17 protein-coding genes are annotated in these 14,903 nt (G+C 56.6%); 1 reads left to right on the top strand and 16 read right to left on the bottom strand.

Annotated features, from left to right (window positions below; translation table 11 throughout):
• Position 1 precedes the first annotated feature (1 nt).
• From AC5JQH_RS20930 to AC5JQH_RS20855, 16 genes are all read right to left on the bottom strand, one after another.
• Positions 2-688 (bottom strand): hypothetical protein, encoded by a 687-nt coding sequence (locus AC5JQH_RS20930; RefSeq protein WP_493805940.1) that lies wholly within the window; start codon positions 686-688, stop codon positions 2-4.
• A 37-nt stretch (positions 689-725) separates the two neighbouring features.
• A complete protein-coding gene (gene thmT / locus AC5JQH_RS20925) occupies positions 726-917 on the bottom strand; it encodes a 2-hydroxymuconate tautomerase (protein ID WP_027951160.1) in 192 nt (63 codons plus the stop codon).
• Positions 918-926: 9 nt separating this feature from the next.
• Complete coding sequence (dmpH, locus tag AC5JQH_RS20920) at positions 927-1,721, bottom strand: 2-oxo-3-hexenedioate decarboxylase (protein WP_339807259.1); 795 nt, start codon at positions 1,719-1,721, stop codon at positions 927-929.
• Positions 1,718-2,755 carry a 4-hydroxy-2-oxovalerate aldolase gene (dmpG, locus tag AC5JQH_RS20915; protein ID WP_286876896.1) on the bottom strand — a complete coding sequence of 346 codons (1,038 nt, stop codon included), beginning with the start codon at positions 2,753-2,755 and terminating at the stop codon, positions 1,718-1,720. Before dmpG ends, dmpH begins: the two co-directional genes overlap by 4 nt.
• Before the next feature lie 13 nt (positions 2,756-2,768).
• Complete coding sequence (locus AC5JQH_RS20910) at positions 2,769-3,704, bottom strand: acetaldehyde dehydrogenase (acetylating) (RefSeq protein ID WP_027951163.1); 936 nt, start codon at positions 3,702-3,704, stop codon at positions 2,769-2,771.
• 24 nt (positions 3,705-3,728) lie between these two features.
• A complete protein-coding gene (gene dmpE, locus AC5JQH_RS20905) occupies positions 3,729-4,514 on the bottom strand; it encodes a 2-oxopent-4-enoate hydratase (protein ID WP_476131540.1) in 786 nt (261 codons plus the stop codon).
• Positions 4,514-5,374, bottom strand: coding sequence for an alpha/beta fold hydrolase (locus AC5JQH_RS20900; protein WP_493805939.1), 861 nt, complete (start codon positions 5,372-5,374; stop codon positions 4,514-4,516). The genes dmpE and AC5JQH_RS20900 overlap by 1 nt, the downstream gene beginning before the upstream one ends.
• Before the next feature lie 7 nt (positions 5,375-5,381).
• On the bottom strand, positions 5,382-6,839 hold the full coding sequence (locus AC5JQH_RS20895) for a 2-hydroxymuconic semialdehyde dehydrogenase (RefSeq protein WP_474546212.1): 1,458 nt from the start codon (positions 6,837-6,839) through the stop codon (positions 5,382-5,384).
• Between the two features lie 46 nt (positions 6,840-6,885).
• Positions 6,886-7,809: a catechol 2,3-dioxygenase gene (locus AC5JQH_RS20890; protein ID WP_474546213.1), complete on the bottom strand. Its 924-nt coding sequence runs from the start codon at positions 7,807-7,809 to the stop codon at positions 6,886-6,888.
• An 11-nt stretch (positions 7,810-7,820) separates the two neighbouring features.
• Positions 7,821-8,144 carry a 2Fe-2S iron-sulfur cluster binding domain-containing protein gene (locus tag AC5JQH_RS20885; protein WP_441808117.1) on the bottom strand — a complete coding sequence of 108 codons (324 nt, stop codon included), beginning with the start codon at positions 8,142-8,144 and terminating at the stop codon, positions 7,821-7,823.
• Positions 8,145-8,158: 14 nt separating this feature from the next.
• Positions 8,159-9,220: an NADH:ubiquinone reductase (Na(+)-transporting) subunit F gene (locus tag AC5JQH_RS20880; RefSeq protein ID WP_493805938.1), complete on the bottom strand. Its 1,062-nt coding sequence runs from the start codon at positions 9,218-9,220 to the stop codon at positions 8,159-8,161.
• 10 nt (positions 9,221-9,230) lie between these two features.
• Positions 9,231-9,590, bottom strand: a complete 360-nt coding sequence (locus tag AC5JQH_RS20875) for a phenol hydroxylase subunit P4 (RefSeq protein WP_493805937.1) — start codon at positions 9,588-9,590, stop codon at positions 9,231-9,233.
• A 72-nt stretch (positions 9,591-9,662) separates the two neighbouring features.
• The gene (locus AC5JQH_RS20870) at positions 9,663-11,198 is read right to left on the bottom strand and encodes an aromatic/alkene/methane monooxygenase hydroxylase/oxygenase subunit alpha (RefSeq protein WP_493805936.1); all 1,536 of its coding nucleotides are present in this window, start codon (positions 11,196-11,198) and stop codon (positions 9,663-9,665) included.
• Between the two features lie 14 nt (positions 11,199-11,212).
• A complete protein-coding gene (locus tag AC5JQH_RS20865) occupies positions 11,213-11,482 on the bottom strand; it encodes an MmoB/DmpM family protein (RefSeq protein WP_473802693.1) in 270 nt (89 codons plus the stop codon).
• Complete coding sequence (locus tag AC5JQH_RS20860; RefSeq protein ID WP_493805935.1) at positions 11,479-12,480, bottom strand: aromatic/alkene monooxygenase hydroxylase subunit beta; 1,002 nt, start codon at positions 12,478-12,480, stop codon at positions 11,479-11,481. The genes AC5JQH_RS20865 and AC5JQH_RS20860 overlap by 4 nt, the downstream gene beginning before the upstream one ends.
• 55 nt (positions 12,481-12,535) lie before the next feature.
• Positions 12,536-12,796, bottom strand: coding sequence for a phenol hydroxylase subunit (locus tag AC5JQH_RS20855; RefSeq protein WP_493805934.1), 261 nt, complete (start codon positions 12,794-12,796; stop codon positions 12,536-12,538).
• Positions 12,797-13,156: 360 nt separating this feature from the next.
• Here AC5JQH_RS20855 and AC5JQH_RS20850 point away from each other — a divergent pair, with 360 nt between their 5' ends.
• Positions 13,157-14,860: a sigma 54-interacting transcriptional regulator gene (locus AC5JQH_RS20850; protein ID WP_493805933.1), complete on the top strand. Its 1,704-nt coding sequence runs from the start codon at positions 13,157-13,159 to the stop codon at positions 14,858-14,860.
• Positions 14,861-14,903 lie beyond the last annotated feature (43 nt).

The raw sequence follows: 14,903 nt of genomic DNA, 5'->3' as shown, positions 1-14,903 counted from the left end.
GCTATCTCATCCAGCCAAATCCGGACAGCATCTGTGCCGCATTGTTCATTCCACTGCTGAACATCCGTTGCGGAAACTGCGAGCCCCCCAGGGTAAACGCGGCATTGAGCAGGCACACCGTCGGGTCATCCAGGCGATTGGTTTGGGTGGAGCCCGCAGCATCGCCCTTGAATGACATCATGGCGACCCACTGCTGATCCTGTGCCCAGGCACTGAGTAGCTCCCGTAAATGCCGGTCGTGCAGGGAAACACCGTATGCTTCTCTATGGCAAGGCTTGTCATCGAGGCAGATCACAAGGACCTCCTGTTCCCGAAGCACCTCCAGACACCGCCCGACTCGCCGGTATTCAAGCTCACTCATACCGGTATTAAGGATGAGTTCCGTTAACTCCCCCGGCTCCTCTGCCAGAAGCACCCGGAACAACTGGTGCCTGCTCGATACGTCCCGTGAATGCACTTCCGGCTCAAAACCCTGGTCTGAGAGCAGCGCCTTTATCCTGCCCGAGGTGGAGCCGCTGCCTTTGAGCTGCAGGATTTCCGGGGCATTTCGGCCGGCACTGGAGCTGATCACCACCACGCTTTTGTACTGCTTGCCCCAGATCATCCGTGCAGGCCCTGAGCCGGCCTGTTCCCGGGACTGGATGTTGTCCGCATCGCAGGAGACAAATAACACTGGAAGTTTGCTCATTTGCCTTCTCCTAAAAATCCGCAATCATCGCCGGGGCTTATCGCCCCAGCTTTTTCGCCGACTGCCCGCCAATGCCGAAATGTTGCTTGGGCATCTCGTTGAGAATGACGCGCACACTTTCAACCGGCGCTCCGAGGGAACGGACAATGGCGTCGGTTACCTCGTGGATCAGCATCTCCTTTTGCTCGTCGGTACGACCTTCCAGGATGTTGATTTGGGCAACGGGCATGTAACCTCCTTATTCGAACCGGGCCGTGACAGTACCCAGCCCCTGGTAGCGAACGCTGATGTTATCTCCGGCTTCCACCGCAATTGCCGCTGTGATTCCGCCGGTCATAATAAAAGTACCGGCCGGAATGTGTTCACCGCGCTCAGCCAGTAGGTTAGCAAGCATGGCAACGCTAGACGCCGGATGGCCCAGCACAGCAGCACCAGCGCCCACGTCTACCACTTCACCGTTCTTTTCCACCACCACTCCTAGGGTTTTAAGGTCTAGATCGGCCAAGTTCGCCATAGTGCCACCGGTGATAAACCGGCTGGAGGAGGCGTTGTCAGCCACCACGCTCACCAGGTCGAACTTGAAGTTCTCGTAGCGGGAGTCGATCACTTCCACCGCCGGGATCACGAAGTCGGTGGCGGCCAGGACGTCACCGATATGGCAACCGGGGCCATGCAGGGGCGCCTTGGTCACGAAGGCGATTTCGGCTTCGATTTTCGGATGAATCAGTTCCTTGGTATTGACCACACCGCCGTCCGGCACGCTGAAGTAATCTGCCAGGAAGCCGTAGATCGGGGTTTCCACGCCCATCTGGGCCATCTTGGCCCAGGAGGTCAGGCCCATTTTCATGCCCACAACCTTGTTTCCTCGCTCTTCCTTGCGACGACGGATTTCCCACTGCACGTCGTAGGCGTCTTCAAAGGTCATATCCGGATAATCATTGGTGACCTTGGTGATATCGCGGGCGTTCAATTCGGCGTTTTCTACGTGCTCGGCCAAGGCCAGCATCTGGTCATTGTTTAGTGTCTTACTCATGCTTTTTGCTCCTCCTGCGCCTTGAGCAGATCCAGCGCCACGTCCACGATCATGTCTTCCTGGCCACCCACCATCCGGCGTTTGCCCAATTCAACGAGAATATCCACAGTCTTCAGGCCATACTTCTGGGCCGCCACTTCGGAGTGGCGCAGGAAGCTGGAGTAAACGCCGGCATAGCCCAGCGCCAGGGTTTCACGGTCCACACGCACCGGGCGGTCCTGCAGCGGGCGCACGATGTCGTCAGCCGCGTCCATCAGGGCGTACACGTCGGTGCCATGGTCCCAGCCCATTTTGTCGAAGGCGGCAATGCACACTTCCAGCGGGGCGTTACCGGCACCGGCACCCATGCCGGAGAGGCTGGCGTCGATGCGGTCACAGCCTTCTTCCACTGCGACGATGGAGTTGGCCACGCCCAGCGCCAGGTTGTGGTGGGCGTGGATACCGGTTTTGGTTTCAGGCTTGAGAACGTCTTTCAGGGCCCGGAAGCGGTCCCGGATGTCGTTCATGTTCATGGCACCGCCGGAGTCCACCACGTACAGGCAGGTGGCGCCGTAGTCTTCCATCATCTTCGCCTGTTCAGCCAGGCCCTGCGGGGTCTGCATGTGGCTCATCATCAGGAAGCCGACGGTGTCCATGCCCAGCTTTCTTGCGTGCTCGATGTGCTGTTTGGAGACATCGGCTTCGGTGCAGTGAGTGGCGACACGAACAATGCGGGCACCGGCTTTGTAGGCGTTGTCCAGGTCGTGGACGGTACCGATACCGGGCAGCAGCAAGGTGGCAATCTGGGCGTGTTCCACCACTTCGGCCACGGCTTCGATCCACTCCAGGTCGGTGTGGGCGCCAAAGCCATAGTTAAAGCTGGAGCCTTGCAGGCCGTCGCCGTGGGCGACTTCAATGCTGTCGACTTTCGCCTTGTCCAGGGCCCGTGCGATGTCCTGCACGTTCTTGATGGAGTACTGGTGACGAATGGCGTGGCTGCCGTCTCGCAGGGTCACGTCGGAGATGTAGAGTTTTTTACCGGGGTTAAAGGTCATGGTTCGGTCCTCCTCAGTTGACCAGCGATTCGGCGATGCGCTCGGCGGTACCGAGGGCGGCGGAGGTCATGATGTCCAGGTTGCCGGCGTACGCGGGCAGGTAATGGGCCGCACCTTCCACTTCCAGGAAGATGGAGGTTTTCAAGCCACTGAAGCGGCCGAGACCCGGGACGTTCATGGGCTGGTCTTCAGGAATGAGGTCGAACTGGACTTTCTGCTTGAGGCGGTAGCCCGGCACGTAGGACGACACGGCTTGCACCATTTCTTCGACGGAGGCTTCCACTTCCGCCTGATCAGCAGCGTCAGACAGCACGTAGACGGTGTCACGCATCAGCAAGGGCGGCTCAGCCGGGTTCAGGATGATGATGGCCTTGCCCTTCTGGGCGCCACCGACCACTTCGATGGCCTTGGAGGTGGTTTCGGTGAACTCGTCGATGTTGGCGCGGGTGCCGGGGCCGGCAGACTTACTGGAAATCGACGCAACGATTTCGGCGTAGTGCACCTTGGCCACGCGAGACACAGCGGCCACCATCGGAATCGTGGCCTGACCACCGCAGGTAACCATGTTCACGTTACCTTCATTCAGGTTCTGTTCCAGGTTCACTACCGGCACGCAGTACGGCCCGATGGCCGCCGGCGTCAGGTCCACAATCTTGATGTTTTCTTTGTGGCCACGCAGGAACACTTCGTTGTGCATGTGGGCACCGGCAGAGGTGGCATCAAACACGATGTCGATGTCGGCAAACTCCGGCATCTTCACCAGGCCGTCCACGCCTTCGTGGGTGGTGGCGACGCCCATGCGGTTGGCACGGGCCAGGCCGTCGGATTCCGGGTCGATACCGACCATGGCGCCCATTTCGATGTTCTTGCCATTACGCAGGATCTTGATCATCAAGTCGGTGCCGATGTTGCCCGAGCCGATAATCGCGGCTTTGATTTTCTTGCTCATAATCTTGTCCTCGTTTGGTCCGGATCAGACAAAGCGCACAGAAGCGCTGCCAATCCCGCCAATGTCCACACGCATGGTGTCACCGGCTTTCACCGGCTCCAGCGGTACCAGGGAGCCCGACAGGATGACTTCACCTGCCTTCAGGGAAATACCAAACTCGCCCAGGGTGTTGGCCAGCCAAGCCACGCAGTTCACTGGAGAGCTCAACGCGGCTGCGCCGGCGCCGGTGCTGATGATGGAACCGTTCTTCTCCACCACCATGCCGCAGGTCACCAGGTCGATATCCCGGGGCGAAACCGCGTTGTCGCCCAGCACAAACAGGCCACAGGACGCGTTGTCGGAAATGGTGTCCTGAATGGCGATCTTCCAGTCCTGGATGCGGGAATCGACAATCTCGAAACAGGGCATCACGCATTCGGTCGCTGCCAGCACGTCTGCGTTGGTGATACCCGGGCCGGTCAGATCCTTTTTCAGGATGAAGGCAATTTCGCCTTCGGCACGAGGGGCAATCAGGCGGTCGCTGATGGGCACCGCTTCACCGCTGTTGAACACCATGTCGTCGGTCAGGTAACCGAAATCCGGCTGATGAACGTTCAGCATGTTCATCACCGCTTTGCTGGTAACGCCGATCTTCTTGCCGATTACCCGGGCACCGGCCTGCTGCCGGCGCTCAAGCATGCGCAGGGAGATGTGGTAGGCATCCTCGATGCTGATGCCTTCGCCACGGCTGGTCAGCGGGGAGACTGCTTCCCGCTTGACCATGGCTTCGTACAGTTCGTCGCCGAACTGCTGGATTTTCTGCTGGTCCATTACTTGCCTCCGGCGGCGGCCTGATCCGCCTCGTTCAGAAAATCGTCGACCAACCGGGCGAACCGGGAGGCGTGTTCAATCTGTGTCCAGTGACCGCAGCGGCCGAACACGTGCAGCTGGGCACGATCAATCAGTTCAGCCAACTTATATGAGGCCTCCAGGGGAATCACTTCGTCTTCGCGACCGTGGATAATCAGGGTTTCGTGCTGAAGGGCGCGGATGTCATCCTCGTTGCTTGCCAGGCTGTCGACCCAGCGCTGGCGCGGGGCCGGAAACATGGCGGCAAAGGATTCCTGAAAGCCGGGGCGAACGCTTGCCTGGTAACGCATTTCTGCCAGTTCGTCGGTCAACAGCCCCTTGTTGAAGGCAAATACATCCATCAACCGGCGCATGGTTTCCAGCGAGGGCTGGTAACCCCAGACTTCATCCAGGCCTTTGGTGATCGGAAAGCTGACCCCGGCAGAGCCCATCAGCACCAGACGGCGAACGCGCTCTGGATGCTCGATGGCCAACGACAATGACAGACCACCCCCGAAGGAGTTGCCCACCAGATCGACCTGATCAAGTCCCAGCTCGTCCATAACACCGATGGCGTGTTTTACCCAACGCTCACGGTTATAGATCTTGTCTTCCGGGCGCTCGCTGTAACCAAAGCCGAGCATGTCCGGCGCAACCACACGGCGGTGTTTGGCCAGCTCGGGAATCACCAGGCGCCAGTTGGCCCAGGCGGTTACCCCGGGGCCGGAACCGTGAATCATCATCAATGGGAAGCCACCTTCGCCGTGATCGTGCACATTGGTCCGGTAGCCGGCCGCGGTGATCTCGCGCCCAATTTCAGGGCTGTCTACAGGTACGTTCATGGCTACCTCACAGTTTGATACAGATGTTTTTGGTTTCAGTGTAGAACTCCAGACCATGCACGCCGCCCTCACGACCAATCCCTGATTGTTTGGCGCCGCCGAAGGATGTGCGCAGATCACGCAGGAACCAGGAGTTCACCCACGCCAGACCAACTTCCATCTGTTCCGCGACGCGAAGAGCTCGGGCAGAATTTTCTGTCCAGATGGCGCAGGCAAGGCCGTAACTGGTGTTATTGGCCAGCTCGATGGCTTCTTCTTCGGTGTCGAAAGGGCGGATGTGACAGCAAGGGCCAAAAATTTCTTCACGGATAACACGGGCGTCTTCCGGCAGGCCGGTCCAGATGGTCGGTTCAATCCAGGCGCCATCGTTCAGCTCTGCGCCCATGTCAGGAATGCCTCCACCAATCTCGACGGTTGCACCCTCTTCGCGAGCCAAGTCGTAATAGCTTTTAACTTTGTCACGATGCTCCAAGCTGACCAGCGGCCCGAAATTCGCATCGGGATCTTCTGGTCGGCCCAGTTTCAGCTTGGCCACCTCTTCTTTCATACGGGCGAGAAACTGATCAAAAATCGGGCGCTCTACATACACCCGCTCGGTGCCCAGGCAAACCTGACCACAGTTGACAAACGCGGAGCGCATGGTGCCCTCCACGGCTTTCTCGAGATCGCAGTCGGCAAAAACAAGGCCAGGGTTTTTTCCGCCGCACTCCATGGAAACATTACGCAGGCCCACTGCGGCCGCTTTCATGATGATCTCACCGGTGCGGGTTTCGCCGGTGAAGGTGATCGCATCCACTAATGGATGAGAAGTCAGGAAGGCACCCGCAGAATCAGGGCCAAAACCGTGCACCACGTTAAACACACCAGGTGGCACACCACACTCGTTCATGACCTCACCCAGCAACGTGGCCGTGGCAGGTGTTTCTTCCGACGGTTTAACAACAACTGTGTTACCACAGGCCAGCGCAGGGCCAACCTTGAAGGTCATCAGCAACAGAGGAAGGTTCCATGGAGACACCACGGCAATAACGCCCTTTGGTGTCCGATGGCCTACGTTCACGGCGCCCTTGCCATCCGGGGTATCCATTCGGAAGCCCTCAGTAGGATGGTTCATGGAGTCCGCAAATTCCTTGAAGTTAGCTGCACCGCGAGGAATATCGATGTGGCTGGCCATTGACCGTGGCTTGCCGGTATCTAGACACTCTGCGGCCAGAAATTCGTCGAAACGCTCGTTGATGCGGTCCGCGATCTTATTCAAGATGGCGGCACGCTGCTTTTGGGTCAGCTTGCTCCAAGGCCCCTTAAGCGCAGCTTTAGCGGCACGAACGGCAGCATCGACCTCCGCCTCGCCGGCCTCGTGAACCTGGCCAATCAGGCTGTTGTCCACCGGGGAGCGATTTTCGAAAGTTTTGCCGCTGGCCGAAGCCACGTACTCGCCGTTGATAAAATGTTTGAACTCTTTCATGGCTGCCTAGTCCTGTTAAATTGAATCCCGTTTGGCCTGTTGGTAATCAGGTCAACACGGTCAGGAAGCGTTCGTTCAGTACGCGATCGTGGTAGAAAATCGCCTTACCGAGGTCTTCTGCCTTCCAGGTAATGGGTTTGTGATCCGGGTAGTGATAGTCGCCGCCGCTGAACACTTCGTTACGGTTGCCCGACGGGTCAAAGAAGTAGATGGTCTGCCCGTGGGTCAGGCCGTGACGGGTCGGGCCGATATCGATGGAGGTATCGGTCATGGAGATCAGATCCGCCGCCCGCAGTACGGCTTCCCAGGTATCCAGGAAGAAAGAGGCGTGATGGAACTTGCCTTTCTCTTCGTGGTGGATGAAGGCCACGTCGTGCTCCTTCATGGACACGGTCAGGAACTGCGCCACACGGGTGCCTTCGGGGTCCAGTACCTGCTCGGCCAGATAGAAGCCCAGCACGTTGACGAAGATGTCATACACGGCGGCCAGTTCAGGGCCGTAGAATAAGGCGTGGTCAAAACGCACGGCTTTCATGCCCTGCAGGCCACGGGGCCAGGCCTCCGGGTTGACGCTGGAGACGCCCCATTTTCCGGTGTATTTCTTGTCGGCGAAGAGTTCAAACGCGTGGCCAGAAGGCACGGTAAAGCGAACGCGGCGGCCGCAGTCCTTCAGCTCGTCCGCCGGGATCCGCTCAACCTCAACGCCGTAATCAATCAGGTCTTTTTCCAGCTGCACCAGGGTGGCTTCATCCACCACCTTGAAGCTCATGAAATCGCAACCAGGCTCGTCGGCCTCGCGCAGCACAACCGAGAATTTGTCCACTTCGGTCCAGGCCTTCAGATACACACGACCCTGGTCGTCGCGGTCGGTTTCGATCAGACCCATCAGGTCTGTGTAGTGTTTGACGGCTTCGTCCAGATCAAGAACGCGAATCTGAATGTGGCCGGGGCGCATCACACCTTTTTTCATGACAATTACCTCTATGCTTTTGTTGTTGTCTGTTTTTCAACTGCTGCCTCCGGCAGAGGCACGCACTCTATGGTCAAATCAGTCAACGGGTAGATTCTGCAAGCCAGCACCTCACCCTTGTCGATGGCTTCCGGCGGCACATGGGCTTTACTCATCTTTCCGCACTCGAAATCACCTTCTACAATCCGAATCTTGCAGAAACCGCAGCCACCGCCACGGCACCCGACCGGCACACACTTCTTGCCTGCCTGCTCCATCGCTTTGAGGACGCTCTGGCCCTCCTGGCAAAGGAAGTGATCGCCGGTGGTCCGGTTGCTTACCTGGAATCCGGCCATGGCCCACCTCCCGGTCAGACCTTCTTGAACAGGGCTGAACGCTGGGTGTCTTCCGCACCGTCGGCCGCTGTCAGGAATTTCTCCATGAAGATGTCCCGCTCGAACAACCGGCCCTGCATCAGGGCGGTGATCGCTGCATCGATCATCGGAGGTGGGCCACATAGGTAGGCTTTGTTGCCGGCAAATCGGCCGCCAAAGTGTTCCTTGGCGGCGTCGTGCACATAACCCCGGAAGCCCTGCCAGTTGGCATCGTCCTCGGCCTGGCTCAGGGCCGGCACGTAGGTAAAGTTGTCGTGGTCACGATCCAGTGCTTCAAACAGTTCGCGGTTGTAGAGCTCTGCGAGGTTGCGGGCGCCCTGGAACAACACGATCTTGCGTTCGTCGTTCTGCTCCAGCAGGTCGAGAATCATCGATTGCGGACTGGAAAGCCCTGAACCACCCGCGATGAAGATCAGATCACCAGGCTGAGAACTGCGCACAAAGAACTGCCCATAGGGGCCGGACAGGTTCAGTTCATCGCCTGCTTTCAGCTGCTCGTGGATGTAGGTGGTTGCAGCGCCCCCTTCAACCAGGCGAATGTGCAGCTCCACTTCATCGGGCTTGCCTGGCGGGTTAGCGAGTGAGAACGCGCGGGCACCCTCAACTCCGGGCACTTCGATGTTGATGTACTGGCCGGCCTGGAAGGTCATCGGGCGGTCCAGTTTCAGGTGCAGACCCTTGATGGTGGGCGACAAGTCCACGATGTCGGTGACGGTGGCGACGTAATCCTCAACAGGATGGCCTTCAAAATCCGGATCAACATCAATGTCGGCTTCGATGGTGACATCGCTTTCGACCGTGGCGCAGCAGGCCAGCACCTTGCCTTCGCCTCGCTCCACGTCCATCAGGGCAAACGGTGAGGCGTCGCCAATCTCGACGTCGCCCTCAAGCACCTGCACCTTGCAGGTAGCACAGGTGCCGTGACCGCAAGCGAAGGGCAACCACACACCCTGGCGAAGGGCCGCCTGGAGGATAGTCTGGCCATCCTCGACTTCAATCTGCTCGCCAATCGGCTCGATAGTAACGGTATGACTCATCGCTCTGCCCTCAGTATCCGGCGTTCGCCATGCCTTTCAGGCCCGGCGTGGTAACCGTCAGCATGCTTTTGTGATCAATGCCCTGGTCTTTCAGGGTGGCATCCGCATTCGGGGTGAACAGCTCATCGTTCAGCAGCCATTCAGCATTCAGGAAGTCCGCTTTTGCAGATTCCGGGTGTGCTGCGGTGGCCGGCTTGAGGATCTCCTCCACCAGGGCACGGAAGGTCATATCCGGCTGCACCAGCAACGCTAACGGCGCGCAGAACATCAGGTGATCAGTCCAGTAGACATACAACAGCTGCATGCCGTTAAAGTTCTCGACCTTGTCTTTGGGCTCGAATTTGTAGTCGTATAAAGCGTTTACACTCATGATGGTCACCTTGTTGTTTTTGTGGGTGGTTCGCCCGGCGCCAGTGGCTACCGGGCGACTCCCGGGTCAGTATCAGGCGGCGTCCTGGTTCTCATCAGCAGGCTTTTCGCCCTTGATGGCCATCCAGCGCTTGTGGTCCGGCGAACCGAGGTACTCGAAATTGTCCTCGCCGATGTTGATGTGGTAGTACTTCTGCACCACGGTCTCGATATCTTCGCCTTCGCAGTTACCCTGATAGATCTGATGCACCGGCAGCCAGGCCTGCACGTATTTTTCCGGCTCGTGCTTGAAGATGTCGCAGCATCCTTCGGAGCAGAAATGGTAACGCTCGCCTTCATGAACCAACTGACGATGGCTCAACTTGGTGGGCGCGCCCATTTCGGTGAACAGGTTCGGTACCTGGCACACCTGGCACAGTTGCGGCAGGGTGTTGTTGTAGAAGCGACGGCCAGCGGCGGCCTCTTTCGCCAGGAACTCGTAGCGCGGACGGTAGTACTTGTCGAAAGTGTCCGGGTACTTTTCAGACATCCAGTCCATTTCTTCCTTCTTTGGAACCCAGGTATGGAAGTTGGTGGCATAGCTATACTGGTAGAAAGTGGTCCACAGCTGGTGGCTCAGGTGATGCTTGGCATCGTTGGCCACGTCCTGGTACTTGGGCGGACGGATGCCGTAACGCTCCAGATCCTGGAACAGGGCTCCACCGTTCTGCTCGTAATACACTTCCCAGGCCTCGGCCCAGCTCATCACCTTGTTCGGCAGCATGTAGTCCATCATCAGGCTGACCAGGCTGAGCAGGCGGAATCCGCGCCAGAACCACTTATCGATCCAGCGCTGAACAATGGGCACGTTGTCTTCGTGCTGCTCCAGGATGAACTTGATTACCTCAAGGCCCAAGGTCATGTGGCGTGCTTCGTCTGACTGGGCAGAGAAGCCGAAGGTAACGGTGGCCATGTCGCCGTTGTATGCGGCGCCCGACATAAACGGAACGAACACGAGGTTAGTCAGCACATACTCGAACGAGAACGAAATGGCGGTCAGGAATTCGAACGGACCAGCGGTGCGGGCATCGTCAAAGAACGACTTGGGCACCGACAGGAACCACACCCGGTCGTGCATGTGCGCAGCATCATGCAGGCCGTTAAAGTGCTTGTTGTAATGACTCATGGCGTGTTGCTGGGTCTGCGAATGACGCAACTCGTCAATCGACTGCATCTGACAAGCCACCCGCGCACCAGTACCACTGAACTGACGACCTGCCTTGGCATATCCCTGGTAGGCCCCATGTTCCAACGGAGATATGCCACCGATGAACAGCTTCAGGGCGTTGACGTAGCGAGCGTCTGAAATGTTCTGGTGGCCATTATTCTGGGCAAACGCATCAAAAATGGCGTACAGCTTCTTCTCTTTTTCCGCCTGATACTTCCAGTAAGAATCCATGGTCAGACGGAATGGGTCTTCCCACTGAGACCAATCGGTAATCTTGATACCTTCAAAGTCCTCGTGCGGAAAAATGTCTTCTTTTTTCTGGTAGGTAGGCTCCCAACCCATGTCGCGGGTCAGATACTGGTATTTGTCTTTGAGATTCAATTTCTTGTTTTGAACAGCCATGATGATTCTCCCAATTATTTCCACTCAAGAATAAAATGGTCATCGTCCTCATCGACATTGCCGCCGATGCTGATGACATTTACGAGCATTTCCTGAACATCCCAATCGCGCCCCAGCTTTTCTTCCATGGTTTCCCGGTTAATCACCAGGCGCTTCTCAGCCTGGATCCGGATCAACGCTGGCTGGTGCTGCATTTCTGCATGAGGGTTATCGTCCATAACCGCTTCGGCGAGATAGCGAGAGTCGTCGTTGTCCTGAAATACAATGAATACCAACTGGCTCATGCTGAGACTCCCCTACTCTGCAGTCCGAATTTCTTCAGGCGGGTAGAAAGCTCCGCCCGGGCTTCATCCAGAGCGTCAATACCCACCGAGGCTTCTGCCAGTGGTTGGAGAGCGCTATAGATCTGCGGCTCCCACTGATCGATCCACGTCTGGAGCAGTTCGCAATTGGCTTCGCTCTCACCGGCGACGGCTTTGATCATGGCGTTGGTCCAGCGAAGGGATTCTTTGTACCAGTCGCGCATGAACTCGGTGAGCATGGAAACGTCTTCCGCACCCTGAGTCGCAAGCCAGGCATCCATTTTGTGGTACACCAGGGTGTACATCAGTCCATCCAACAGAATGTTCTGAACCAGGGTCAGTTCGAACCAGTCATCAACAACCAGGGTGTCCTCCACGAGTTTGCGCATGGGCTGCCACAGCTCGTCATCCATCCAGTAGCCTTTGGACTCGTCCAGTGCCTTACCGGTACTACCGTCAATCAACAGAGCAATGCGAGACAGGTACTGACCAATGCCCAGACGATCCATCGCGGCGTAGATGTGCATCTGGGAAACGGTGGTGGCTACAGCGTCACCCGAGATCTTGCTGTTGTTCATGTTGGCGCCCAGTTCAACATGACGAAGAGGCACCAGCAGGCGCAGCAGCTGCTTCTGAGTCTCTTCCGGCAGGCGCGTCAACAAGTTGCGCTTGTCGCAAAAACCAAAGCTGGTCTCGGCGGACTCCTGCATTTTGGCCCGGTTGCCTACGTAGACGCCGTAGTAGTACTGGCGGGGATCAGACACCGCGTACCAGTCGTCCATGCGGATGGCGGTACGGCGATCATCATTGAGCTCGTATCGGGAATCCCATTGGGGGCGATAGTGGAAGTTGGTTTTCGCCTCCAGGTCGTAGCTCGCTTCCTGATAGCGAGTCGCCGGCTTGTCACCAAATCGGCGCGCAATGTGGCTGTAGGTGTGACGAATGGGTTCCATCGAGGTGGTTTTAATTTCGATACTCATATCAACCTTTCCGTTTTGTTTTTGTGGATCAGATTGTGGGTGTTGCTTGTTTGGCTCAATAACGCTGGCCGCGCTCCCCGAACCGCCACTTGACCATGTCTTCGTCAATCTCGCGGATCATGTCGGAGTCCATGTGGACCACATGGTTGTGCTTGCAAAAGATTTCGAACGCTTCGCGGGGGAGCACCAGTTCAACGAACAGCTCCGGGTACCCGATGGCGAAGTCAAATTCCACGAATTTGTCGCCAGGCTCGCTGCGGACCCGGACATAGCGGGTCATTTCGTCAAAGGTTTTTTCGTTGGTTGCGTTAGTCATGGTTAGCCCCGGTTGTGTTTTTTGTTGGCTGACAAGTATTGAGCAACGCCTGTGCCACTTTTAGTCTTTGTGCGGAAACACAATCACAGGAGACTGATTCAAAACACCTTTTCCATTCACAGAAAATTTCTACGCTGAGACCTAGGGACATCAGGCCACCCAAACCACCATCGATTTTTCATCAAATGATCAAAACAAGGAGACACCTCCGCAAATGGTCGACTAACCGCCAATTACCATCTCAGCTGTCAATTTTTACTATTTGGTTGATTTTTGACTTCGATCATGTGCTAGATGATCAATTAATGAGCTCCACCAGAGCCGCTCCCCACCCACAACAATTAACGGGGGTCTCCGACCATGGCTGTCAGTTATAAGCCACAACTGAACTACACGGATTTCAAGGATCTGACGGAGCAGATTCATTTCCACAGCTCGGAAGGCAAAATCTGGTTTGGCGAGCAACGCATGTTGCTGATGAACCTGACATCACTAGCGGCCTTCCGTCGCGAAATTGTCAATAGCATGGGCACGGAAAGAGCCAAGGGCTTTTTCTTGCGACTGGGGTACCTGTCCGGCCTCAAAGACGCAGAGCTTGCCCGCAAGTTACGTCCTCACTGCAGCGAGCTGGACATTTTTCTTGCAGGGCCCCAGCTCCACTCCCTCAAAGGAATGGTGAAAGTTGTTCCCCTGGAGATTGACCTGGACCAGGAAACGGGCGATTTCTATGGCCGGCTTGAGTGGATCGACTCCTGGGAAGTTGAAATCTGCAAAACCGAACTCGGCCAAATGAAGGAGCCCGCCTGTTGGGTCTTGCTGGGCTATGCCTGCGCGTACACCTCGTCCTTTATGGGAAGGGAAATCATCTTCCGGGAAATCAGCTGCCGCGGCTGCGGTGACGAAACCTGCATGATAGAAGGAAAGCCCGCGGAAGAATGGCCCGACGCGGAAGAGTTCTCCCGTTACTTCAAAACAGACCCAATGATCGAAGAACTCTACGACCTTCAGGAACAGTTGAACTCCCTACGCAGCACGCTGCAGAGACAACAAGGCCAGTACTACGGTATCGGACAGTCTGCTTCGTACAATAAAGTCTGCAAAATGATCGACAAGGCAGCACAGGGAAAGGTTTCGGTATTACTGCTTGGAGAGACAGGCGTTGGCAAGGAGGTCATCGCAAAAAGCGTTCACTTGCGCAGCGAACGCTCTGATGGCCCCTTCATCGCGGTGAACTGCGCCGCTATTCCACCAGACCTGATCGAAGCTGAGCTTTTCGGTGTTGAGAAAGGCGCATACACCGGAGCCAACCAGTCCCGAGAAGGCCGCTTTGAAAGAGCGGATGGAGGCACAATCTTCCTCGACGAAGTCATTGAGTTAACTCCACGGGCACAAGCCACGCTTCTTCGAGTCCTTCAGGAAAGCGAACTCGAAAGAGTCGGCGACAATCGCACTCGAAAAGTGAACGTCCGGGTAATCGCAGCCACTAACGAGAGTCTCGAACAAGCGGTTGAAGATGGCAGATTTCGGGCCGACCTTTTTTATCGACTGAACGTGTTCCCTGTGCAAATTCCGCCGTTGCGAGATCGGCAGGAAGACCTGCCGCTTCTGGCCAGCCACTTTCTGGAGAAGTTCCACGCCCAATACGACAAACGAACGCTGGGGCTCTCAGACAAAGCTCTCGAGCTGTGCATGCAATACCGGTGGCCGGGCAACATTCGTGAACTGGAAAACGTGATCGAGCGGGGCGTGATACTCACTGACAACAACGAAACTATCAGTCAGGATGCGCTATTCGTAACCCCCCCTCAAGTCAACCCGGACTCTGTCGAACACATTGATAATGACGGAAACATGCGTGCCGGAAAACCGGGCGACTCGGGCGGAAGCTGGTCAGACCAGGTTATCAAACAGGGCATCAGCCTTGATCAGGTTGAAGAAACATTGATGAAGCAAGCGATGGAACAAGCCAACCAGAACGTTTCAAAAGCTGCGAGACTGCTAGGGCTTACCCGCCCGGCACTTGCCTATCGCCTGAAAAAATCAGGCATTCTTGCTGAAAACTAAGCATACCTTAATGCAACAAGGATGTTGCTTCTTTCGCAAACTG

The organism is Marinobacter sp. H13 (assembly GCF_059072335.1).
Note: the sequence above shows the minus strand (reverse complement) of the source record. Positions and strands in the feature narration are given on the sequence as shown.